Below are 23,553 nucleotides of genomic sequence, written 5' to 3' on the forward strand. Positions count from 1 at the left end.
GTTTTGAAGGTGTACGTAACTACTGTTTACATTTGCTCGGGAAAGGCATTTGGAGGGGTTGGCTGACGCTGGCGATATCGCAACGATCAAAGAAAAAGCCAGCATACTGCGAACTGTAACCATGTTTTTCTCCCTCAATATACTTCGATCAGTGGACATGCTGTCCACACATCTGTCCTGAAATGTGGATCACATAAGGGACATCGTGGATTTGGCCCCGTCGCGTGTTCTCTTCATACCCTCAATCTCTGAGGTAAGATTGACGTTGCATCGGCGTTGAAAGCTTTCATAAACTGGGATGAGGGTATCCATGACGCGAACAACTTCGCGGGTTTGGGTCTTGGCGCCTTTTCCAGCCGTCCGCCGTTTCCCTTCTTCAGACAGGCGTGTTGTAAGGTTACCCAAGGCGTTTAGGTTGCATCCGACCTGACTGGAATAGTCTCCAGCAGCGGCGTTCCTGGAGGAAGGGTTTTTGAGGTTCTCGTGTGTCTGGAACGCAGCAACGGACCTTGCCATGCTTTCATCGCTAATCTGCTGCGTCGCTGCAATTTCTCGATTGAAACCTAGAGAACAGTGCTGCGAAGCCGCCTTGTATACGGCGTTTTCAGATAGAGTTATTTGCGAAATCAGGGAGAAATATTGCGCTCGGCTCATTGCAATGTCGGTTGGTTTTTTCGGTACGCCATCAACTGCGTTTTGAAGGCTTTGGATTCTCGTAACATCTGAATCCAATTGGGTTGCATAGGCTTTAACCTTCTGTCGGTTACAAGGCAGAGAAACGTTTTGCTCGACTATGTAAGATTTGTGGCGCTTGACCTCTGCTTTGTCTTTAGCCAACCGCTTTACGTCCAGTGTAAATTGTTTTCCTGATACTGCCTCTGTTGGTGTGGAAGTTGGCGGAGTTGCTTCCATACACGATGCGAGGACTGTCAGTATCACGGTGCAGGTAAGTCGTTTCATTGGGCATTTTTCCAACTCAGTTCAATCGTCTGAACCAGTATTTTCTAGGGGTGAAAATAAGTCATCATCCAAATGGGCTATGCGAACCTAGTCGTTGAACAGCCCCCACAAGCTGCGCTTGTCGGTCGACATCTAGTTTTCCCATGGCTGCTTTGACCTGATAGCGTACTGTGTGAATGCTTGTGTGGCGTTGTTCTGATATGTCGCGAATAGATAGCCCCTCGGCGATCATACATGCCACATCAGCCTCCGCTTTTGTCAGTCTATGTTTGATCTGTAGTTTAGAAACCAGATCAGCGGATGGTTTCAATTCTGAGATTATCAGCAGTGTGCAGTGACTTGAGAAGCCTAGCGATTTGTCCAATGGGAAAGCTATCTGAGCTTCGGGAGTAAGCTTTACGAAACGTAGCTTGAAGTTCGATTTAGATACCGCGTCTGAAACCCTAAGCGAAAAAGAGGGATTAGCGGAAGTCAGTCTATGGCTCAGAAGGTGTAAGACCATTCTTTGCCCTCCGGCTTCGCTCCTATCAGAAATCCTCAAATTTCCTCGTATGTCACTGGAAACTGGCGCACCGCGTGCCAGCATAGTCTGAGCAATAGCATTTGCAAAAACTATGCGCCCAACTTCTGAAATCATGACAATCCCGGGGACTTCACGAAGACCCTGGTTGGCGACAACAGCTGTTTCCAGTCGAGCACCAGCTAAAGTGCGACTGATCTCGAATGCTTGCTGCATATGAGGAATGAGATGCTCAACTAGCTTTAGCCACCCCTTCTTTAGACGCTCAGCATCTTTCAATCGGATGTTACCACCCAAGGCAAAGACGCGTGTGTCATGCTTGAAGAGAAGCGCGCCACCGCCCTGAATGATATCCTCCTGCGGGCGTAGCCAGTCCTGATAGAACTCGGTTTCAATGAGGTCTTCGGTCGGACACATCACTTCACAATCAACTGGGATTCCTGCAGGCTGAGAGATGAAACCAGGTGCCCAGGCATTCAAGGCAGCAAAGTGCTCGTTATAGGTTTTAACGAAGTCGGGATCGTAGCCAATCGTGGCAAAGTCTATGGCCAAGTCAGCTTCAAGGTCGAAGCCAATCAAATGTGTGCAGATGTCACCAGCCTGAACCGAGAGCTCTTTCAAAAAGTGCTCCCAACCTACTTGCCCCATCGCCGCCGAAAAAAGCGTCGTGGTAAGATTTGAGAAATCTTCTAAATTAATAGAATGATCGCGCAAAACGCCAATAAACCCTTTTCGATCGTCCGTTTTCTAAATGCGGACAAACGTACCTAGACAACATTATCACAGATGTCGCGATTTGCAAAATTTTCCAAGTTAGCCTTACCTGTCGCGCCATCGCAAAACCTCATTTAGAGACCGCGTCTCGCATAGGTATGCGGCGGCAATCCAGATGGCTGCATTCTCACCAAAGCACTCCGTCGCGAGTGTATTGAGAGCGTCAGGGGACAGTATATCGCTTTAAATCGGGCATTGAACCAACGTGGGCAGATTGCCCCACGGTTTAGGCCAAGCCTCTCTAGCGGTGCAAGAATACATGGGCGAACCGAAGCCGGTAAGTGTCCGATTGGGATGAAGGCATCTGGTTCCAAATCACCAGTGGGATTTGAAGTTTTACAGTTTGGGCATTCGAGCAAAAGACCCTTGAAGCAGCCTGGAACATAGCCAGCTATTAGTACTCGGTTACAATGCTGACATTTCAGATGCTTGCAGCCCCCATTGATGTTTCGAAAGAATGGACCAACTGAACTTGTCCTAAGTTTTACCGTGTCACGAAAGTAACCGTCGTGGACCTGTCGCGTTTTCGTGCCGCCCCACGTGCTCGTTTAAGCTACTTTTCGTTCGAATGCGACCGGACTTTTCCAGCCCAGTACTGAGTGGCGGCGGCGCGTATTGTAGAACCCATTGATGTATTCAAAGATTGCCATCTCAGTTTGCCTGCGTGTTTCCCATAACCTTCGCCAGATCATCTCTGCCTTGATGGTTTTGAAGAAGGTTTCGACAGCCGCATTGTCGTAGCAATTTCCCTTACCGTTCATGGATACCTTGAAGCCATGCTGTCGCAGCAGTTTCTGGTAGTCGTGTGAGCGGTATTGGCTGCCACGGTCGGTATGATGAATGCAGTCCTTTGGCGGCGCGCCCAATGCAATGGCCATCTTCAAAGCCCTGATCGCCAGATCGCGTTTCATCCGGTTGCTCACTGCCCAACGGATGACGCGCCGGGAATGCAGGTCCAGGATGACGGCAAGATACAACCACCCCTCACGCGTCCACACGTAGCTGTTGTCACCGGCCCATTTCTGGTTGGGCTTGTCCGCTGTGAAGTCCCGGTCCAGCAGGTTCGGCGCGATATTGAACTTGTGTTCGCTGTCTGTCGTGACCTTGTGTTTACGTGACCTCACAACAGATATGCCGTTCTGGCGCATCAATCTGCCGACGCGACGATGCACAACGTTCAGGCCAATTTGTTTCAGCTCTTCAGTCATACGTGGGCGACCATAGCTGCCCAGGCTGAGACGCGACTGTTCTTTGATGTGCGCCAGCGTCACCATATCAGACCGCTGTCTGCAGCTGGCCGGACGGGTGCGGAAGGCCCGCAAACCACGCGTGCTGACACCGACAACATGGCATAAGCGTTTGGCCGAAAAACTGCCACGGTGTTCTTCGATGAACCTAAACCTCAATGTTTTAGGGCCGCGAAGAACTGGGTGGCCTTTTTTAGGATGTCCCTCTCCTCCTTGAGAATGCGCACCTCGCGTCGAATGCGCTCGTTCTCTTGTGCGAGGCTCAAATCCTCTTTCGACACCACATCAGTTACTCGATGGGCCGTGATCCATTTGTTCAGCGTCGACAGCCTGACACCTAAATCAGAAGCCACCTGCTTACGCGTAAACCCGCTTGTCAGTGCAATCGGCACCGCATCTTGGCGGAACTCGTCCGTCCGTTTCGATCCCATAGTTCATCTCCTTTGTTGCAATAAATGCTATCAAAGGAGCGGCATCAAACCGCGACAGGTCCAGTTTTGACGTGGTAGAACGCCAGGACAGCCCCCTACCCGCTTCAAGCTGGTTTCTTCTGACAGTGCCAAGCAGGCCAATCATGCACTAACTAACAATTTGGGCCCGTCAGTTGAAGGCCGCCCATATTTGCCGTACCACGCCCCATAGCCGATCACCCTGGCGATGGCTCGCCGTTCCTTCGGCTCCACGTTGATTTCCTCTTTGTTTTCTCTTGAAAAAAGTTTCTGCTGAAAACTTATTTGTGCTTTTCGGTTCTCTTGGAATTTCTACGTTTCATTCTGGAGGAACTATTTGGTATCCAGCCCTTTCAACTGCCGCCAGCGCTCGAATACCGGCCTGTGTTTCGCTTTCTCGCGCTTCTGCCCAGGCAATTTTGATCTCTTCCTGAGGCGCAGATGGATTGTCGCTCTTGTACCTCGCGATCCAGGTAGAGAAGCCGATAATCCTGGCGAGGTCACGCTTCTCTTTGCGCTCCAAGTTTGCAAGTTCCTCCGGATCGAGCAACTTCAATCTAGCCAAGATTTTTTCCAGGGTTCGCTTTCTTGGGCCAGATGCACTACTCAAGAGGGTTTCACGATATTCCGGCAGTTTTCTCCTTGCCCTGACGCGTTTCTGCCAAGTGCAGGTGTCGTAGTTCTCTTCCGAAATCGAATGATAAAGGTCATCCAGGCATCCCATGTTGCGCAGATGTTTGGGAACTTTGTGACCAACGAATGGAACGTTTAACTCTACCACGTTGGGCAAGTCCATCATTTCGACATGCTTACGATCAAGGGTGAATTGCCGGTCGTAGACAAGAAACACCTTGCTTGCCTTCTTGCACCCATCCGACGCCAACCACAGGGGGCCGTCCCAATCCTCTTCCTTGCCGTTCAGGAACCGCGGTTCCCAAGGGACAGCATCCTGCCTTAGAGTAGCTTGCGGATTGAGTGAAAAAACTGTTGTCGCATGGCACAGATCTGCGAATGCAATGGCTGCATAGCCACCCATTGATCCGCCGTAGGTCATGGTTTTCTTGAAGTTGGAGAAAAGGCCGATGTCGCCAATGGACCGGAGAAATTCGATAAGCCCAGGTTCGCGGAACCAATTCGTTCGATCTGGCTTGATGAAAAGACCCGAATGATCTGTATGGCTTTCAAGAAATGACTTTCCCCAACCTTCGCGTTCCCTTGTGGGCAAAGCTTCGGGTCTTCCGAGATGATCAAAACACACGGTAAGCTGGGTTTTCTCTTGAACAAACAAATCGACGGCATAGTGCTCGAGATGTGCTCGGTAGAGATTTGGCTCCACCTGAGAAAACCCCATTTTTTTCAATGATCGTTGAGATAAAGCCATCGTCTAGTCCTTTACAATCTGTAGCGGCTCCGATCTAGCAGCCATCCTTAGATGTGCTGCATGACATATCGTTTGAGAACTGTCAGTTATTCGCCGCACTTGGCGCTTCAAGCTTGTTCTGCTCTTAACCGCCTCACCTTTTCCCTTAGCTGAAACACCTCTCGAATGGCACGCAAGGTAAACGTCGACCAAATGAATATCGCCTTGCTTCTGTCGACATGCATTAGGTCTTCGACGAGAGACAGCTGGCTTTCCGGTGGGAAGGTTGGTTGACCTTCCACGTAATTACCCTCGGAAAAGGAAATCCCATATCGCTCGTGGAGCACGTCGATATCGCTTTGGTTGGCGAACATCACTTGATCGTGGATGTGTTTGAACAACACCGGTTTCTGGTAGATCTCGGATTCATTTGCAATCATATTGGACTTGCGCCACAGCATTTCGGATTCACGGAACTCATAGACCAGTTCCGAACCCATGTAGTCTCGCCGAGCCAAATCCAACGCGAACAAGGCCTCAGCAGAGACGGACTCGTTCGATCGGATCGGAGTCCAGCTGGAGATGTCAACATGTTCCAATCCTGTCGCATGCAAAAAATCTGCGACAATATCCTTGTCTTTCAGTTTGCTGGAGTGGAATTCTCGAACGATGGCTTTGACTTCGAAAACGTCTTCGTAGTAGCGGATGGTCTTGGCAAAATTGGCCTGAAACGTTTGCGGTTCCAGAACACCGCCCGACCGTTTCAGCTTTTCCTGAAGAATGGAAAGGTAGAAATCGGAAGGGTTGCGAACATAGGCCACAAGCCGGATATCGTCGTCGATTTCACGGAGTTGGTCTCTCAACGCTTTCGCACTTGTGGTGTCATAGGTCATCATCATGAAGTTCGTGAGTTCTTCACACGACAACACGACATCGGCGCATCCCGAAGCTTTGATAAGCTTCTTCATGTCATCCATGTTTTTTTGTACCGATTTGGGTAGACCCTTCCCGGAAGGCAGACTCTTCAAACCGAAATTCTTCAAGTATCGTTGCTTGAAATCCTGATCGATGAGCGGATAGCAAACGCCGGCCTGTTTCAAGTCTTCTACACGATCCTGAAAAGCAATCTGCAGGCTCGTCGTTGCCGTTTTGGGAAAGCCAATATGTAGGAAAATTGCCATTTAGCGTGATCTTTTCTTCTTGCAGCTAGGTTTTTCTTTGTAGCAGCATGGTGATGCAATGCCGGTCGGGCGAAGTTTTGGAAAACTCATTGTCAATAACGTTGCGAAAACTGACGCCATACTAGCTGGGTTTAAACTAAGTCAGGGTTCTACCCTCTACCGGCTTGCCCGGCAACAGCCTTTGCTTCGGATGCTGTTTCGTTTGCACGTATCCTGTCCTAAGCATGATCCCCGAGTGAATACTCGCCGACGTCCGTTGATAGCCCGTCCAAGTAACCTATCCGGCATCGACACGGCTTCCGTCATTGTAGTGGCTTCCGTCTGTCGTCAGGGGGGCCGATTTTTCCTGAGATGTGTACCAAGTCAGCGCATTGGCGAGAATGCCGATCCGGCCGAACTTAACATGCTCTTTGTCTGCCATTTCCAACATGTTATCCGTGTTCTTCTTCAGCAGGTTCTCCACCTCGCCTTTGTCTAGGTAATCCCAGATTCTGTCACTTGAAGGGATTTTTTCAAATAGATCAGAAAGATGTTCGCGATAGGTAAACGCGTTCTGGAAACGGGCATTGAGCCCTTTCTCTGCCATCAGTTTACGCAAGGTGATTTCCTTGGGACTCAGCGGCTTTTCTCCAAGATCCAGCGGTTTTGGGTAAGTTATCGGAGGGCTGAGTGGTTTTGAAGACGAAGTGAATTTCTCGACGCCTTGATATTCTTCTCGAAGCTCTGGCGGCAAGAACTCATCTTGCCAGCGAAATCCGCCGAAAGGTTGCATGGCCAAATCATATCCCCCCAAACGGGCGATGAGATCCAGATGAAGTTTTCCGTTGCGAACTTCCTTGACGCTGAGGCCTGTAGTGCACTGAATTTGTTCAAAAAAGTTGAGAGGCGAGAGGTGATATCTCACATCATTGAGGAATCTGTATGCGATGCCGAAATGGTATGGCGTGTTGTTTTCGGTATAGAAAACCTGATCGACCTGAGGGCCAACAAGACCGCCTTCAATCAAGTCGTTTGCCCGCTTGGCGACGTTCGTTGTTAGGGCCTCAAGAGCTTTGTCGGTAACGAAATAATTGGCAGCGATGCGCGCCCCAAACCAACCCTCTGCGTATCCTTCGCCACCGCTTTTTTGCAAGGCCCAGACCGATTTTGAAGGGGCCACCCCTCTGGCCAGTTCGCCAAAAGCTCCTGATATTCTGGTCAAGTTTGGGAGAACCAGAGGTCCGATATCAGGGAAATCAATCGTCCGCATTCCACAGAACTTATATGCCCCGAGAGGAATCCTTTCAGGCAAAGACAGAGCTTCAACATCATTGGCGACCACCGCGTCGGTGGGGGTCAGTCCAAATTTTGTGATCAGGTGTTCGGGGATGACGCGATCAGGGTTAGGGCGCATTCCGAAATTGTAGGTTCCGAACTCGTCCAATCGCCCGGTGGACAGCATCGCAGCAAGCGAGACGCGTGAGTCGACTCCTGCAGTTACATCCACGCAAGTCTTATTTCCAAGGTCGAGAACGGTATTCACACGCGCTGTCATCTTCGCAGCAAGCGTATCGACTGCTTCATCATACGGGATATCCGACGTATAGTGGTCTACAAGCGAGGCGTATTCGCGTTGAGTCAGTTTGCCGGATGGGGAAAGGTCATATCGGGTTCGTGGATTTGTCAGGCATACGTCTTCCAGCCCACTGGCTCTGTCGAAATTCCTTCCATACGCCAGCGCATAGAACATGGGTTCAACGGCGCGACGCAATGTGTGTCCGGCCAGTTTGGCAATCTCGTTCAGCATGTGAAGATTGTTAGAGATCACGAAGTTTTTGCCCGACTGAAAAAGATGCACCGGGTAAAACCCTGCTGGGTCGGTCCAGATGGAGAGGCCGCCATTTTGTTGCGGTGCCACAACGGCAAATACTCCGTTCGCACCAACAAGTTCGTCGGGATTTCCGTCATAGATACCGCCGTTTGATAGCTGGTGTTCAATGGCGGCTTCGTCCCTCAAATGAGCGTGCCCTGCGAACAAAGCGGACCCTTCTCGCCGGGCCAGAGTTTTTGCAGGCGCGAACACCGTCAGTCCACCGAAATGCTCGCGTTCGAACGCGCCAAACCAGCGAGAAAAGGAAACATCTGTAAGCCGTTTCAGCAAGGCGTCCTGTTTTTTCGAAGAGCCAGCATCGCCTCTCAAGGAAGGCTCATTGATATTCGTTACAACAAACTCCATTATTCAAACCCTTTTCTTTTCAAAATCTTTTTCGCTTACGAGCGTGCAACTCATTCAATTTCTTGCTGAACACTAGAGGATTTTCTGGGGCAACAAAACATGTTTGCAGTCTTTTGACTTCATATTGCACGGGCTACGGTGATTGGTGCCCGCGTTTCAGACAAAAGGGTAGAATTATAAAGGTGAATCCCTACTTTAGCTCGGTACAACGACGATTTGTTTTTGGCCCGCCCATTGCAAATCGGGCAGGCCAAGTAGAGCGAGCTAAAGAAAATTTGGCCATCACGCCACCACCGTCAACTCAGGCCCGTTTTGCTGACTGACGCCACCAATGGTCAGTCGTGTTCTTGTATAACACGAAAAAATTAAGGGGGATTGAGGGACTCAGTCTAAGCTGGGGCATGCCCATACATCATTCGAAAACCGTCCGTTTTTGTCTGTGCAAACCAAGGCAACCGCTTGAGTTACCGCTCCTGGAACTGCAGCAAGCAACACAGTCCCTGAGCCTCCCCAACTTATTTGGTCCGCCCTTATGTTTAGGAAACGGAGGACCAAGAATGGCAAACAAGCGACTGAAGCCGGAGGAGATTGCCTCGAAGTCGCGGCAGGTTGAAGTGTGGATTAGGCAAGGTATGCCCCGTCTGGACGCGATCAGATAGACAGATATTGTTGAACAGACCTGACCTGAGCCCCAAGTTTCCTCCATCTCACGGAGAGTCCTTGGGGTTCGTTTGGTGGCCTTACGCCGCCAGTTTGTCCATCATCGTTTTCTCTGCAAATTCCCTCGGTGTCAGATTTTCCAACGCCGAATGCGGTCTATGATTGTTGTAATCCTCTTGCCATGCTTCCAGCGTTTCCCGGGCCTCGGCCAGTGAGCTGAAGAGCGTTTCGTTCAGGCATTCGTCGCGCAGCTTACCGTTGAAGCTTTCGATGAATGCGTTCTGGGTAGGCTTTCCCGGCGCGATGTAGTGCCAGTCGACCCCGGTGTCCTGCACCCATCTCAGGATGGCCATGCTGACCTGCTCCCCTGAAAAGTCCTCGCTTCGAGGTTAGCCTGTTCTCCAACTGAGGAGACAGACGATGAAGAGAAGCCGATTCAGCGAAGAGCAGATCATTGGCATCCTGAAGGAACACCAGGCCGGGCTCAGTGCGAAGGACCTGTGTCGCAAGCACGGGATCAGCGATGCGACGTTCTACAAGTGGCGGTCGAAGTATGGCGGCATGGAAGTGTCCGATGCCCGGCGGTTGAAGGCGCTGGAAGCTGAGAACGCCAAGTTAAAGAAATTGTTGGCCGAGCAGATGCTTGATGTTGCCACTCTGAAAGAGATGCTTGGAAAAAACTTCTGAGGCCCGGTTCGAGGCGGCGAGCTGTGGACTGGGCCATAACAGAGAAGAATTACTCGCAACGGCGGGCTTGTGCCCTGGCCGGGATCGATCCGCGTGTGTATCGGCGGCAACCGAAGCGGTCGGAAGACAAAGAGTTGCGCCAGCGGCTGCGGGAGCTGTCGTCTGAACGGCGTCGGTTCGGCTATCGGCGACTGCACATCCTGCTGAAACGCGAGGGCTGGGAAGTGAACTGGAAGAAGCTCTATCGGATCTATCGCGAAGAGGGATTAACAGTGCGTAAACGGGGAGGACGCAAACGTGCTATCGGCACCAGAGCACCTATGACGATCCCGCAGGGGCCGAACCAGCGGTGGTCACTCGACTTCGTGTCAGATGCGCTCTCGGAGGGACGCCGGTTCCGCATCCTGAACGTCATCGACGACTTCAGTCGCGAATGCCTTGCCTCGGTTGTTGATACGTCGCTGCCGGGCGTTCGTGTCGCCAGGGAGCTGGATCGGATTGCCGAGATGCGGGGCTACCCCTGCATGGTGGTCAGCGACAACGGCACAGAGCTGACCAGCAACGCAATCCTGAAATGGCAGGAGGAGCGGCGGGTCGACTGGCATTACATCGCGCCGGGAAAACCGATGCAGAACGGCCTGGTGGAAAGTTTCAATGGTCGTCTGCGGGACGAGTGCCTCAACGAGCACCTGTTTGCCAACCTGCGCCATGCCCGCCTTTTGATTGCGGCATGGCGCGACGACTACAACCATCACCGCCCCCACACGAGCCTCGACGGGCTCACTCCGTGGGAGTATCACCAACGGTCAAGAGAGGACCAAACCCTGAACAGAGCTAACCAATAAACGCGGACTCCAAGGGGAGCAGGTCATTCGATTTGTATTTGTAAAAGGTGCCTTGGCTGATCCCGTAGCGCCTGCACACATCAGCTGTCTTCTCGCCAGCTTCTTGTTCCTTGATCATCTGAATGATCTGTTCGTCAGTGAATCTCGTCTTCATTGGTCCGTCCTTTGATTGGCCGGTCTCTACACAAAAATGGAGGAGTTTTAGGGGCTCAGGTCAGGAGAATGAGCGGTTGAGACGTGCGTTTTCAGGCCTGACACTTGACAAGCGAATCTTGACGGAGGCAGCAAAGGGAAACTTCTAAGCTCCGCTCGCCGTCGTGCCTGCATTGATAATTTGCGTAGCTAGTTCAAAGTACCAGAACGCAAGGCTTGCCGCGTTCTGGACCAACACCACTCCACACAGAGGCATATCCCAAGGAGCCGTACAAATGAGGGTCAACTGTTTACCGATATGGTTAAATTGTTCAGGCCAAATGATCGATACGGCTATCGTCGGATTGCGGCACTGCTCCGAAATGCCGGCTGGCTGGTCACTGAGGGGCGCGTGGAGCGGCTATGGCGATAAATAACTCTTCCGGATGGCCCTTCCTCTAACTACTCGAGTCGCCGTTGAAGTTGGCAGGACACAGAGCCCTCAAAGCATTTTCCGCAAGCGGCCTGCTCGGCAACGACAGTACACGCCGCATCTGCTCTTCACCACCCGTCCCAAAGATTTTCGCGATATTTTCAGTCGTTCTCGCATGATAGGCCGAGTTGTCTGCGTTGGCGACCATGGCCGCCATGCGCTCGCGCGCTGCGGTGGAGAACAGCTTTAGTAGCTTGTAGTGACGGATCGGGAGAACAAGATCAGTGTCCCAGATCTCAGGGCCGGGATTGGGAGTGCCGTCATTGTAGTGGAGCGTATGGAAACCCTGATTGATATGGCGCCCTTTGCGGAACTGGATCAACGGAATTTTTCGCAGGCTGTCGAAGGTCTGATAGGCATGATAGCGTGTATCAAGACGCCAAGAAAGTTCCGCATAGGGGCCAAACGCCCATTTGACTGATCCGTAATTGGCGTAGTCCTGAGTAATCTCGTCTTCCACCCAGACATGGTGGCTGAAGATTTCCTCGAATTCCGTTTCGACCCGTTCCAGCTCCTCCTGGGACACATCCGGAGAGGGTACCAGATCGATTAGCAGCGCTGGCATGGTCTCTTGCCCACGTGCGCGCAAGAAACGGGTGAGGTCTGGAAAGGTATCAAACCCTTCCGGCAGGTCAAAAAACTCGTCCGCATCAAGCGAGAGCATCCACTGCCCCTCGTCGAGGTAGGCCTTGGCCATTCCCTCCATCCAAAGCCCCTTAGCCGTAAGAAAGCTGCCAACCTTCGGATAAAAAATGAACACGTCCTCATATGACAACGTCTCGGCCAACGGCGGGGAAGAGCCATCATCCACGATGAAGAAATACTTCACGCCCAGCGCCTTGTGATGCTCATAGAAGGGCCTAAGGAAATTGTGGTCATTCTTCATGCAGGCCACAATGCAAACATCATCTTCGCCGACTTCAAGGCTTCCTGCCTCGGGATTCCCGCTTGAATGAAACAGCGTCCCAAGAATCTTTTCCTTTGGCACCGTGTCGACAACTTCGTGGCGCCCCTGCACCGCGAGCCCAAGGTATTTGTCACGCAACTTTGGATCCGTGGCATTCTTAAGGAAACACGCCCCTTGGTTGAAGGTGGTCATCGCCACCATTGCATGGTCATCACCCACATAGGTGTCGCCTCTGGGGTTCAGTGGCAAGCAGCGCTCCACCGGATCAAGCTCAATGATTTCGTTGCCGACTCCTGCCGACTCAAAAAACTCGCGTGAGCGTTTGGAAGAAAATCCGTGGTTGTCGGCTTTGATCCTTGCAAAAGGAATGTTGGGATAATTGACCATTGCCGTTAGCAGTACGTCCATCTCGTCGTACTGTCGAGGCATCATTTTTTCATCATAACCAACCTCGCGGTACAGCCATGCCGGAAGAGAAATCCGTCCACTAGAGCCATCACCCCAATTTCCTGTAAAATGATGGAAAACGAACCCGTCGGGACACGCGCGGGCCAAGTCAATAAGTTGACGGGTTTCAGCTTCAGTCACGAAATTGTCGCCATCGAGAGACGAGTAAATCTCTCCGATAGCATAGTGCTTGTGGCGATTTTTGGCTTTACCGAAGTGCCAGCCGTCAAGTGGTGGTTCAATAACCATTCGCAGATACCCCGACGTCAAATCGGCATCGAAGTTTTCTCGCACCCAATTATGAGTCTCGTGATCTTCGTCCATGAAGACCACTACGAACTCCAAGGAATCAGCCACAGCCCTATTGGCTTCAAGGTTAGCTGCAAGAGTCCCCATGATATCAGCACCACGGTTCATGATTGGCGTGCAGTACGAAACAACGGGTTTTCGGGATAAAGCGTTTGCCAAACCTGGCAGCGCTATAGGGTTTGCGACTTCTGCGGAGATTCCGCGCCCGAGAAAATGCCCAAAGTGGGCATAGTGCTGTCGTGGAGAAAGGCCAGTGAGCTTCGTATCCGCATACGTTTCCAGATACCATTGAGCGTCAAAGGGGGCGACGTGCTCTATGACGTCAAGCAATCTAAATTCTATCACGTTTCACTCCCGATGGTGTTTATCTTGTCGCTCAACTTAGCGAGCGAGTCGTCGGGTTCAGCCTGAGAGAAAGCAATTACACGTCCTCCTGCAACATCCATGAAGGCTTCGAAACAGGATTCCGTACTTAAGATCGTGTTGTGGCTGTCTTCACGCCTCCAACTATTCGCAGCGACAAAGCGGTCAACTGCAGCTTCGCTGGAGTTAAAAAGAGTCACAATCTGAAGCCCTGGAACTGAATCAAGTAGAAAAGAAACGTCTTCACAGGATTTCGTTCTGTCCCAAAGCATGGTGCGCGCGGAACGAAAGACACAAGTTGCACCAGGCTTCCCAGCAGAGTAGAGGTTTCGGATCAGCGCTTTTTGCAACCCTTCACGAAACAATTCTGGCTGAATATTGGCGGCCCCATACCACGGGAGAGAACTGTCGACAGAAGTCTCTTGTAATTTGGCGTGATCGGCTAGAAGAGAACCTCTTCGAGTATAGTCAAGGCATGAAGAAATGCCGAATACACTACCAAATGAAACTGGCACAACACGCACAGAAAAAGCTTCCAATATACTGGATCTAAATTCCATCCAATCCACTCCATCATGCCCCAGAAACAAAAAGCAGGGCAGCGGGGTTCCATCGGGCAGCGTTGCGTCGCAAACGAAACGGTTCTTCACGCCAAGTCCTCCACCATCTCGATTTCGCCATGTTTGGTAAGGAAGGACGCTACCGAAGCCTCGTCAAAAGGAATGTCCAATAGATCATACATCGGCCTCAGCGCGCCAGGGTCTACGATATATTCATCATGGTCGATCAACACTGCTGTTTCGCCTGCAATCTTGCGAACTGCGTCGGAGAGTTGGTCCTGCGCTTCGGAAATGTTGCGCACGGCTTCTTCGCGATTAAGATCGGCCCACCAACCACTGCGAGCAATTTTTTTTGGGTCACGCGTCGTAACAATGAATTTGGCCCTAGGAAAAAACGCTTTAAGGAAAACAATCTGTCGATCAATGCTTACCTCGGGTTGAAGAACGCGAATCTCCCTAAAGCCGCAGAGCTCTTGTGAAGAGGACACGGCGAGCACACCACCAGCAAATGCATCAGCGAGTTGACGTCCAAAGTGGTCCAACCCTTCAAAAAGGAGCGCAACTTCTTCGTCATTGAGAGCAGGAGATTCTTCAACAAAAATTTGGAGGCGAGAGTTTCTCTCTGCCTCCCACAAAGCGATCAATCGCGTGAAGAGCGCATCGTTCTCACCTCTTATTTCGATCCCCGAATACTGATTCAAAAGATTCTGAATCACAAGATTCCCAGACTCGCCACATCCGAGCAAGAACACGAACCCCTTTCTTGGAAGCGCAAGGTATGGAAAGAGGGCAGTATCGGTCAAAGTGACAGACATTCTTATTCCCCTCCCTTCAAAATGGCTTGGTCACGCTCTGCGATCAGGTTACTCTCGTTCGTACGATACCCATTCAGAACAGGTTCAATCCTACCAATTAACTCATGGAGCAGTTCTGCGCCTCTCTTTGTGAAGCGCGCCACATCTCCAGCCTCTAAGCTCGTTAATTTTCGGCGAAGGTCGTTGATTTCTTTGCCCTGAGACAAGATTAACTCTTCCTGTTCGCGCACAATTTGGGCCATTTCAGACATCTCCGAAGAGGACTCTCCCGACGCTGAAGTCATGCCGTTAACACTCTCGCGCTCGGTAAGAATCGAGCACAATTCAAGCTCTAACGCGAAACGTTGACGCTCTTTCTCCGACAGCGCCTCGGCAAGTTGGGCATAGTCTGCTTGGGTCTCGGCAAGCTGCGCCGATTGAAGCTCAAGTTTGATAGCAAGGTCTTCTCGATCATCCTTAGCAACCATAGGCGTGCTACGTGCTTTGCGCACAGCTTCCTCAAGCAAGTCAATACGGTTGCTTTGCTCGAGAACAACAGATTGTAACAAGGCCAATTCAACGAAACTCTGCCCGATACCTTCTCCAGCTATCTCCAAAATATCAGTTTTCTTCAATACACCCATCAGCGCCTCATCAGGCATTCTTGCTTCCCCCAAAAAAACGAGGTTTGAAACAGACAATAAGGAGGATCCACAAAACACAAACTTGAGTGCTTCCACTCGAACGGCAGGCTCGAGCCTAATTGCACATCTCACCAAGTTGCACCCAATCTGGGTGTCCTGGCGAATTCAACAACTCTGCCCGCAGTTGTAATGGAAAGTCGCGAGTTCGTTTCTTGGACACAACTATTTGTCGAACACTTATCTCTCTCAATGCTTCTCCCAATGCAAGAACTATTCCTGCATTGCAGCATAGTTTGGCGACGCTACTCTAACTGACATACCTTCCTCCATCAAAGTGCGACCAGAGATCTCCCCAGATAAGTAAGCCCTGTATTCTTCGCTATCGTTCCAGTATTGCCCACGCTGCACCTCGATCTCGGCCTTATTGTGAAACTGCGCGTGGAATTTGAAATGGGCGAAAACAAGGGCTTTCTCCGCAAGTGATACACCCGTCGCAAAATGGAAACTTGTCGACAATCGCATCCAAGGCTTGTAGCGGAGCAAGGCCGTTTTGCACGCCACGAACGAATCCACCCTAGCTCCCGGTAATAGCCTGTGCCGAAGTGCGCTGGTCAAGGTCTTCTCATTGCCGAAAGGTCCCTTAGAAAGCGATGTAGAAAGGTAAGGGTGTTTATCGTGAAACGGTGCCGCGTAAAAAGGTTCAGTCGTTTCAAAATCTGCCTTCGAAAGATCATATCCCGGATACATATCGAGCATCTTTACTCTCTGTGCATCCGCCCCTGCGGGTAAATCGTCAAGATAAGTTTCGAGCGTATCGAAACCCTCCGGCAACATGAGGAATTCATCCACATCTGCAACAAGCGTCCACTTCCCCATCCTAAACTGACTGATCAGAGCTTTTTTCCACGCAGTACCCTGGTCCACCGAATTGAACTGAGCAGCAGCCGAAAACACTGCGCAATCCGATTGTTTCAGAAGATACTCAAGCGAACCGTCATCGCTAAGGTTATCCGCAAATAGAAACGCTTGAACCCCCTGCTGCCGGTAGTGTGCAAGGAAATGTGGCAACATGACACGTTCATTACGTAGCACACAGGCGACAGCAACCGGCACGTCCATAGCGTTTCGCAGATGCTTAGTGGAGCCTAGATATGTCAAGGAACCATTATTGTCCTTGAAGGTGGCTTTATACTCGGCAGGCCAGATACGCTTTGGAAAGAGACCTGTTGTTTTCCTTTCGGCTTCAAGCGTTCGAAGGTTGAGCGTCCCGTCCATGTGCATGACCCTCGTGAAACCGAAGTGGTCATTCACGCCCATCCCTTCGCTCCACTTGAGAACCGCGGGTTCGCCTTGCCGACCGTGACGCAACACCATTGTATGATAGTCACGCTCATCCGGTGACAACCCCTCCATACAGAGGAGCGCTCCAACACAGACATCCTCACTATAGGTCCCCGCGATGACCCGTTGACCTTCCAACGTGCGCGCGGCCCCATGAAGAGCCCAGAGCGCTCTTCGATCGAGAGCATAACCTGTCCCGCCGTCAGTATACAATCGGCTGCGCGGGGCTCGATCAAATGCTAGCTTCCCCCGTGGACTGTTTGCACGGCTCTGGTGCCACAAGCGATCAGCTAAAGCATCGTCTTTCCTCAAAATCCGACCGTACCATGATGCGCAGCGCCAACGTGCAGAGTAGAAATATGTCTGGACGTCAAGATGGCAATCGTCATCAATCTTCAAGATATGTGAAGCGTCGGTATTGTCTCTCAGCCACTCAAAGCCCTTCAGAATTTTCTCGGGAAGACCTTCGTAGCTATCCGCGGCCTCGACTTGAAGCACATCTCCAATCAACTCGGTATTCTCACCACCGACGAGTACCACATAGGGAATACCAAGCTTTTTTAGCTCTGAGAGCCAGCCAGATCTCTGCGCTTCAACACGATTGCTTAAGTTCTCATGACAAGAACACACCATGACCACGGTATCAAAAAGAGCAGGCCCTGAAGAAACTCCGGGGGCTTTCTGGCGAGCGCTGGCAGCCCAATGAGGATGATCAGGCAAACGCGTCAACAGGGCATCGAAATCCCGCTCCCCTTCGAGCCCAGCCTCTCTCATACGGCGCATGGCACCAATCAGAAAAACAGAATCAGACAGATTGGCACGATCATTTTCCGTCAGTGCATCAATGTTTGCACACACTACACGGCAGAGCTCGAGCGCACGACGACGAGCACCCATTGCGGCGAAGTCAGCGATTAGAGCGACAGCAGCCCCAATTCCCGCAAAATCGGAATTTCCGTCGCTGGTATGCGCCAAGAACGGCGCCAGATCCGCCATGCAACGATGATCCTCTGGTTCGCAAAAAAGAGCATGAGCGCGCTTCATCATTCCTTTAATAGTTGATGCCATATCTGTGACTTCCGCCAATGCAACATCAGTACGAAGCCCGGTTTCTAGGGCACCAATTGGCATCGGCATCAAGTCAGGCGCAATGGGATCAAAAGCCCCCCTCAAAACCCTCTCTGAAGCTTCCCATCCTAACCGTTGAATTGCGCCAAAATCCGGCCGTCTATTCCTCCCTGTTCCGTATGAACCTAGCGCCTCGGTCCGAAATGCCTCTAGTCTAGCAACCCCAAGCATGCTCAGGTCTTTTAATGCAGCATCAACAACAAGTTCGTCACGATGGCCCAGTGGCATTTCCCCATCTAGAACATGTCGTAGCATTGAGAATGCAGAAGCTCCGGCAGCAAGCCTTTCGAAAGGCAGTTTCCCTCGCGCCAGCCGGACACCTATTTCCATCCAAAATTCAGGGGAAGTTCCAAATGCCTTAAGTGCGGTCCAAGGCACCTCATCTCTCGTCCTTTGGCTCAGAAGCTCGGCCCTATCTATCAGCAAGAGCATTGCTTCACGCATGTGAAGATTTGCACCCGGCCCTTCATTGAGCGCTGCTCGTTTCTTAATGTAGGCCATTACATTGCTTGCCAATTGCTCACGAAGCCAAATCGGCACTCGATAACCATCTGGGGAAAACACATGGACCAAACACCAAGAAAGCGCCGCATTAGAGACCCACTCCTTAGTATCGGCCTCGGCTATTTCTATCGCTAGGCGAGAAACCTCTGCCCACTTGCAATCCACCAAAAGGTGCGGCATCGCCTCGGACCAAGTCCAAGCTCCTCCGACAAGACATCCACTTGGAAATTCGAGCAAATCCAGAGCATTTCGGAGTTCAAACATACCGCTAGCATCGCAGAAAGCTGGTGTAATCGACAGAACAAACGCTAGCTCTTCACCATGTTCAACGGCAACTGGCCAAGCTGAGTACAAGGCGTCAAGCAGTGCCTCTGTGTCCAAGACTTTCCCATCAAGAACCGAACCGAAATGCTTGAGCGCGCTTTCTCGAACTTCTGCTATTCCAGTACAAGGTGCTTGCGGAAATAGCTTCTGCAAGCCAAAGGCTTTTGCAGCCCCCTGAAGCCAGTTTTGCTCTTTTTCGGTAAGCTCCGAAAGCGGTATCGGACCATAGTGCAAGTGCTCAAGGGCCCCGACAACAGTCTGATCGCACAATTCTTTCCAAGGAGTTTCAGAGATTTCACAAAAGCGCTGCCTCAACAGTTCAGATGTAATGCGGACTTCCCATTCAGCCTCTGAATCACCATCTATCGAGCCGGAAGAAGAGAAAAACCGAATGAGCAGCTCAGAAGAGTTTCCGTCCTCAATTGTCCATAGCCATCCTGGCACGAGAACTTCGAAAAAGGTAGCTTCGTTTGGATTTTTAAAAACATCCAAGACTTCGCTGGCGCAACGCGCCTCAAAGCTTCGGGTCGAACAAATCTCAACACTAAAAAAGCCCGCATCACCAACTCGGCATCCCTCAATTTCTAAATCAAAATCTTTTGCCATCTTGCTCTAATACTCGTCAATATTTGGACTTTTGAAAGCTGGTAATTGACCACGTAGAGCGTAAAGCTCTAGAATTTTTTTCGAAGTAAATTTGACCCTAGTTTCAGGTACCTAATATGCTCGACATCGTCAAGAACTCCAAACGTTTCGATCCGATTTGGTATCAGAAACGGTATCCAGATGTCGCGAAATCAGGCCTGTCTGAAGAAGTGCACTTTGCCCTCATCGGATCACGTCTAGGTCGAGGGTGTTCCGCGCGCTACCCGCGCCTTTTGGCGCAAGACCCTTTGGCCCTTGCCCTTGGGCGGCGCAGAGCTGCGGTACGTGCTTCCGCCAACTCACAACAAATCGCAATCTCCTACTGCATTCCGTCTATGGATCGACTTTCCGAGATCAAGGAAACGCTTGAAATTTCGTTAGCCGAAAATGCACCATTTTCTGGAATGATTGAGTTTCTAATTGTGGCCTTTGAGGATGACACGGCGACGAGTGATTGGGCTCGGCGCCACTTTTGGCGTGAACTTGAGTCTGGTTATCTTCGTGTGGTTCAGAAACCGCGGCTCGATGCATGGCATTTCGGCATAGCAAAGAACTGTTTTCGCGACCATATTTCCGGCTCACTCTATTCCAGCTTAGATGCTGACAATGTCGTCACTAAAGAGGAAACTTCGTTACTTCTCAAATGTCTGGCCGAATATGGTCAGAACTTCATTTTCCACCACTTTTCGGGCACCTGGGGAGACGGCAGCTCGGGTCGTCTAACTCTGCCCTCAGATTTGTATCTAACCATTGGCTATGATGAGAGTTTTTTTCCCCGTCAATTTGACGAAATCGACGTCATTCTTTCGACCCTTAGCCAAAGCCGCTCACTCACACTGCTTCACTACGATGTTGGCTTAAGTGCCATCGAGACAGACAACATCCAAAAGTTTTTTAAAGACATGGGCTTTCACCCAAAGACGCGGGCAATGCCTATCCCACGTCGTATTCCACCCTTGAACCCGAAGTCAGCCGACTATGCTGCCGAAAATGAAAATCTTCGCCTAATGCAGTCAATCAATGAAGCACTGTCCTTTCTGAAGAATCTCCCGGAATGGCGGTCGCGCACCTTCTGGGAACAGAGAATCGCCCAAGATTTGCGGAGCTTCGCAAAGCTCCATCCTTACGACGTCTTTGTCGCCCTCACGTGCACAAAGCGCTCCTCTCAAGAGGTTCTCAAAAACACTCCTACAGACACCCTAGTTCCTAGTGTGATGCCACGTTTGGGCGGCGGCCTGATCCCCGAAACCCTTTGGGCCGAATTGCTACAGTTTTCACCGGACGGATCCACTTAGCATGCGCAGAAACCTGCGTACGTCCTTTCTGCCTTGCAGCAAACATCGCACTTGCGCTAGGGAAGGCTCATCTCTAGTCAGAGTCAACGATTCCGAACTTAATTTCATTGATGGCTCATCTTTCAGCCGTAAAACGAACATAAATTGCTATGTCAAAGATAACCGTTGTACTTTCCTCATCGCGCTTTGGCGGAAGGTATCTCCTCGATCTCATTGGACAGGCGGTTCCGGGAGCCATCGTACTTCAGGAAGCTTTTCGCAAAGGCAGTGATAGTCATACCAGGCTTTCAAAACTGACAGGGTATTCGACGGACGACCTCAAATCGCTTTCGCGAGTGGCACCAGAAAAGATCTGGGATAAACTCAATGTTGCGGCAGAAGCGAGTGAGGACCCGATTTTTCTTCGCGTCTTCCACTATCATCAAAACAAAGACTCTGCACTTTGGAAGCGCATTCACAATGACGCCTGTATTTTGCATCTGATCCGTAGCAATCTTTTTGAAGCCTTCATTTCGCGTGAAATCGCTATGCAACTTAAAACGTGGAACATTCCGAGAGGTCAGAGCATTTGCGCTAAGAATGCTCGAATTGATGTAGACAAAAAGGCGTTAGAAACTTTTATCCTAGAGCGACGTGAGCAGATCGATTGGGGGCGGAACTTGTTCTCCAACGCCGACTACCACGAAATTTTCTTCGAAGACATCACCCGGTCTCCAGGAAGCTGCCTTCGCGCCATTGAGAAACTAGTCAACATTCCAGAGAGCGTATGGAGTAAGAAGCTTTCCTCCAAATTCGAACGTATGCGATCGAGATCAAATGCGGATCTTGTTGCCAATTACTCGAGCGTAGCCATTTTCGACAGAGGTTTCTACTAAGAAATATTGTCGAGTTTCACAAACCCAAAAACAACAAGCTCGGCTCTGCCGAAACTTACTGAATTGAGGACTTACCAATGAAGAAAATTGCCGTAGTTGGTCTCGGGTACGTCGGCTTTGCCATGGCGGTTCTACTTGCACGAAAGCACCAAGTGACCGCCGTGGATATCATTCAGTCCAAAGTTGATGATTTGAACAATGGCATCGCACCTGTTGCAGATTTCTTGGCCGAAAAAACTCTTAACGAAGAAGATCTTAACCTGACGGCGACAACAGACATTGAAACGGCCCTGGCCGATGCCGAAATCGTTTTTGTCGCGACCCCAACAAATTACGATCCCGAGCTGAACAATTTTGACACCACATCGGTGTCGAAAGCTGTCGAGATTGTTCGCGAAGTACGTCCCGAGGCTATAATCGTCATCAAGTCCACTGTTCCGGTTGGCTTCACGAAGAGCTTACGTGAAATGCATAACACCGATCTCATTGTTTTTTCCCCGGAATTCTTGAGGGAGGGCCGTGCGCTAGAGGACAACTTGCGTCCCTCGCGTATCGTTGTCGGCGATACTGGTGACTTTGGTGCTACCGTTGCCCGCACTCTAAGAGAGAGTGCGGAAAACAACAACGTACCTGTGCTCCAGACAGGTCCGACCGAAGCAGAGGCGATCAAACTTTTCTCGAACACTTATCTCGCTATGCGCGTAGCATTCTTCAATGAGCTCGACTCTTTTGCCATGGTGCATGATATGAATTCGCGCCAAATAATTGAAGGTGTTTGTCTCGATCCACGAATAGGTGAAGGCTACAACAACCCATCCTTCGGATATGGCGGTTACTGTCTTCCCAAGGACACTCGTCAGATGCTCGCAAACTACGAAAGCGTTCCCCAAAACCTTATCAGAGCTATCGTTGATGCTAACGACACACGTAAGGACGCCATAAGCAACGAAATCCTGCGCCTCAATCCCCAAACGGTCGGCATCTATCGGCTAGTGATGAAACATGGTTCCGACAATTTCCGCAGCTCTTCAATTCAAGGGGTTATGCGTCGGATTAAAGGCTATGGAGTTCCTGTTGTTGTATATGAGCCCGCTTTGAGTGACGATGAGTTTCTCGGGTCTCGAGTCGAAAAGGACATAGAAGCATTCAAAGGCGAGTGCGATGTGATCCTCGCCAACCGTTGGGACCCCGAGTTAGATGATTCTGAGAGCAAGGTTTTCACTCGCGATCTTTTTCGTACCGACTAGTCTCCTTTGACATTTCGGCTCTAGGTCTTGTGCTACACTGGCGAAAGATCGCCTCGAAGTGCTTGCCTTTGATCTTCGCGACCCGCAGACGAAAGACGGTAGCGTGTTCGGCAAATAAGTTAGGAACCCTACTGGGAAATCAAACCCAAGAATTCCCTTCCCAGTGCAGCATTCCCGTGCAGAACGTCTGATTTGGGTTGTTTGGAATTCTGGCTCAGCCGTTTCGCACCTCGCATGAACTCCAGCTTACTCAAGCAGCCACGCGCTATCGTATTCTTAGGCTGAAGGTACAGTTGAGAGTTCGGTATTTCCTCAAAGGCGGCAATTAGAGAAAAATTCAAAGAACTTGCCACCACCGTTCCATCTCCGCGCTTGACGATACGTTTGATCTCAATGAGCTTCGAAGACTTATCTAGGACTTGTTCAGACGGGAATGGTTGGGGAACAAAGACGATAGGAACATCGCATTCGCGTCGGATTTCGGACGCAAGCTTGAAAGAAAAGCTGTTTCTAGCCAGATCGATTAACCCTTCTTGGAGAGCTTGGTTGGAAAGAAGGGGAGGTAGGTTTTCCCCATTTCCGGAGACAAGTTCTTGAACGGCCTCATTCCCAGATGGCCATCCAGTGACAAGCTTGTCACTCGACAT

Annotated in this window: 16 protein-coding genes and 3 pseudogenes; 5 read left to right on the forward strand and 14 right to left on the reverse strand. The window is 50.7% G+C overall.

Translation table 11 applies throughout. The annotated features are described in order from the left end of the window. Nucleotides 1-189: 189 nt before the first annotated feature. The 7 genes and pseudogenes from NNA36_RS16000 to NNA36_RS16030 form a co-directional block, all read right to left on the reverse strand. A complete protein-coding gene (locus tag NNA36_RS16000; RefSeq protein ID WP_255108849.1) occupies nucleotides 190-960 on the reverse strand; it encodes a hypothetical protein in 771 nt (256 codons plus the stop codon). A 64-nt stretch (nucleotides 961-1,024) separates the two neighbouring features. Further along, nucleotides 1,025-2,194 carry a helix-turn-helix transcriptional regulator gene (locus tag NNA36_RS16005; protein WP_255108851.1) on the reverse strand — a complete coding sequence of 390 codons (1,170 nt, stop codon included), beginning with the start codon at nucleotides 2,192-2,194 and terminating at the stop codon, nucleotides 1,025-1,027. A gap of 608 nt (nucleotides 2,195-2,802) precedes the next feature. After that, a protein-coding gene (locus NNA36_RS16010) for an IS3 family transposase (protein ID WP_255108853.1) occupies nucleotides 2,803-3,932 on the reverse strand; the annotation gives its coding sequence in 2 pieces (ribosomal slippage) (nucleotides 2,803-3,689 and nucleotides 3,689-3,932; 1,131 coding nt in all). Nucleotides 3,933-4,269: 337 nt separating this feature from the next. Further along, nucleotides 4,270-5,331, reverse strand: a complete 1,062-nt coding sequence (locus NNA36_RS16015; RefSeq protein WP_255108855.1) for a hypothetical protein — start codon at nucleotides 5,329-5,331, stop codon at nucleotides 4,270-4,272. Between the two features lie 107 nt (nucleotides 5,332-5,438). Next, nucleotides 5,439-6,491, reverse strand: coding sequence for a hypothetical protein (locus NNA36_RS16020; RefSeq protein ID WP_255108857.1), 1,053 nt, complete (start codon nucleotides 6,489-6,491; stop codon nucleotides 5,439-5,441). Nucleotides 6,492-6,768: 277 nt separating this feature from the next. After that, nucleotides 6,769-8,706: a hypothetical protein gene (locus NNA36_RS16025; protein ID WP_255108859.1), complete on the reverse strand. Its 1,938-nt coding sequence runs from the start codon at nucleotides 8,704-8,706 to the stop codon at nucleotides 6,769-6,771. A gap of 740 nt (nucleotides 8,707-9,446) precedes the next feature. Further along, nucleotides 9,447-9,722, reverse strand: a pseudogene (locus NNA36_RS16030) (transposase); the annotation flags it as partial. Between the two features lie 64 nt (nucleotides 9,723-9,786). Here NNA36_RS16030 and NNA36_RS16035 point away from each other — a divergent pair. Continuing rightward, a protein-coding gene (locus NNA36_RS16035) for an IS3 family transposase (protein ID WP_255108861.1) occupies nucleotides 9,787-10,898 on the forward strand; the annotation gives its coding sequence in 2 pieces (ribosomal slippage) (nucleotides 9,787-10,042 and nucleotides 10,042-10,898; 1,113 coding nt in all). Between the two features lie 28 nt (nucleotides 10,899-10,926). On the opposite strand, the pseudogene NNA36_RS16040 reads toward NNA36_RS16035, so the two are convergent. Next, nucleotides 10,927-11,052: pseudogene (locus NNA36_RS16040) on the reverse strand (transposase); the annotation flags it as partial. A gap of 61 nt (nucleotides 11,053-11,113) precedes the next feature. On the opposite strand from NNA36_RS16040, the pseudogene NNA36_RS16045 reads away from it, so the two are divergent. Next, nucleotides 11,114-11,460: pseudogene (locus tag NNA36_RS16045) on the forward strand (IS3 family transposase); the annotation flags it as partial. Between the two features lie 28 nt (nucleotides 11,461-11,488). Here the strand turns inward: NNA36_RS16045 and NNA36_RS20005 are convergent. From NNA36_RS20005 to NNA36_RS16070, 5 genes are all read right to left on the reverse strand, one after another. Then, on the reverse strand, nucleotides 11,489-13,531 hold the full coding sequence (locus NNA36_RS20005; protein ID WP_255108862.1) for a glycosyltransferase family 2 protein: 2,043 nt from the start codon (nucleotides 13,529-13,531) through the stop codon (nucleotides 11,489-11,491). Beyond that, nucleotides 13,528-14,199, reverse strand: coding sequence for a hypothetical protein (locus NNA36_RS16055; RefSeq protein WP_255108863.1), 672 nt, complete (start codon nucleotides 14,197-14,199; stop codon nucleotides 13,528-13,530). Before NNA36_RS16055 ends, NNA36_RS20005 begins: the two co-directional genes overlap by 4 nt. Beyond that, nucleotides 14,196-14,924, reverse strand: a complete 729-nt coding sequence (locus NNA36_RS16060; protein ID WP_255108864.1) for a sulfotransferase — start codon at nucleotides 14,922-14,924, stop codon at nucleotides 14,196-14,198. The genes NNA36_RS16055 and NNA36_RS16060 overlap by 4 nt, the downstream gene beginning before the upstream one ends. Nucleotides 14,925-14,926: 2 nt before the next feature. Continuing rightward, nucleotides 14,927-15,565 carry a hypothetical protein gene (locus NNA36_RS16065; RefSeq protein WP_255108865.1) on the reverse strand — a complete coding sequence of 213 codons (639 nt, stop codon included), beginning with the start codon at nucleotides 15,563-15,565 and terminating at the stop codon, nucleotides 14,927-14,929. Between the two features lie 252 nt (nucleotides 15,566-15,817). Then, the gene (locus tag NNA36_RS16070; protein ID WP_255108866.1) at nucleotides 15,818-19,450 is read right to left on the reverse strand and encodes a glycosyltransferase family 2 protein; all 3,633 of its coding nucleotides are present in this window, start codon (nucleotides 19,448-19,450) and stop codon (nucleotides 15,818-15,820) included. Between the two features lie 116 nt (nucleotides 19,451-19,566). On the opposite strand from NNA36_RS16070, the gene NNA36_RS16075 reads away from it, so the two are divergent. From NNA36_RS16075 to NNA36_RS16085, 3 genes are all read left to right on the forward strand, one after another. Continuing rightward, the gene (locus NNA36_RS16075) at nucleotides 19,567-20,784 is read left to right on the forward strand and encodes a hypothetical protein (RefSeq protein ID WP_255108867.1); all 1,218 of its coding nucleotides are present in this window, start codon (nucleotides 19,567-19,569) and stop codon (nucleotides 20,782-20,784) included. 149 nt (nucleotides 20,785-20,933) lie between these two features. Next, on the forward strand, nucleotides 20,934-21,659 hold the full coding sequence (locus tag NNA36_RS16080) for a hypothetical protein (protein ID WP_255108868.1): 726 nt from the start codon (nucleotides 20,934-20,936) through the stop codon (nucleotides 21,657-21,659). A 77-nt stretch (nucleotides 21,660-21,736) separates the two neighbouring features. Beyond that, on the forward strand, nucleotides 21,737-22,906 hold the full coding sequence (locus tag NNA36_RS16085) for a nucleotide sugar dehydrogenase (protein WP_255108873.1): 1,170 nt from the start codon (nucleotides 21,737-21,739) through the stop codon (nucleotides 22,904-22,906). Nucleotides 22,907-23,034: 128 nt separating this feature from the next. Here NNA36_RS16085 and NNA36_RS16090 read toward each other — a convergent pair. Next, nucleotides 23,035-23,553, reverse strand: a 519-nt coding sequence (locus NNA36_RS16090) for a hypothetical protein (RefSeq protein WP_255108874.1), incomplete at its 5' end; no start/stop codon positions are given.

Origin of the sequence: Shimia sp. CNT1-13L.2, assembly GCF_024331145.1 — a bacterium.
Taxonomy (GTDB): domain Bacteria; phylum Pseudomonadota; class Alphaproteobacteria; order Rhodobacterales; family Rhodobacteraceae; genus Shimia.

What these genes read in the sequence shown, in the direction of transcription:
- NNA36_RS16000 (WP_255108849.1), bottom strand. Translation starts at nt 960, where the DNA reads ATGAAACGACTTACCTGCACCGTGATACTGACAGTCCTCGCATCGTGT.
- NNA36_RS16015 (WP_255108855.1), bottom strand. Translation starts at nt 5,331, where the DNA reads ATGGCTTTATCTCAACGATCATTGAAAAAAATGGGGTTTTCTCAGGTG.
- NNA36_RS16020 (WP_255108857.1), bottom strand. Translation starts at nt 6,491, where the DNA reads ATGGCAATTTTCCTACATATTGGCTTTCCCAAAACGGCAACGACGAGC.
- NNA36_RS16025 (WP_255108859.1), bottom strand. Translation starts at nt 8,706, where the DNA reads ATGGAGTTTGTTGTAACGAATATCAATGAGCCTTCCTTGAGAGGCGAT.
- NNA36_RS16060 (WP_255108864.1), bottom strand. Translation starts at nt 14,924, where the DNA reads ATGTCTGTCACTTTGACCGATACTGCCCTCTTTCCATACCTTGCGCTT.
- NNA36_RS16065 (WP_255108865.1), bottom strand. Translation starts at nt 15,565, where the DNA reads ATGCCTGATGAGGCGCTGATGGGTGTATTGAAGAAAACTGATATTTTG.
- NNA36_RS16070 (WP_255108866.1), bottom strand. Translation starts at nt 19,450, where the DNA reads ATGGCAAAAGATTTTGATTTAGAAATTGAGGGATGCCGAGTTGGTGAT.
- NNA36_RS16075 (WP_255108867.1), top strand. Translation starts at nt 19,567, where the DNA reads ATGCTCGACATCGTCAAGAACTCCAAACGTTTCGATCCGATTTGGTAT.
- NNA36_RS16080 (WP_255108868.1), top strand. Translation starts at nt 20,934, where the DNA reads ATGTCAAAGATAACCGTTGTACTTTCCTCATCGCGCTTTGGCGGAAGG.
- NNA36_RS16085 (WP_255108873.1), top strand. Translation starts at nt 21,737, where the DNA reads ATGAAGAAAATTGCCGTAGTTGGTCTCGGGTACGTCGGCTTTGCCATG.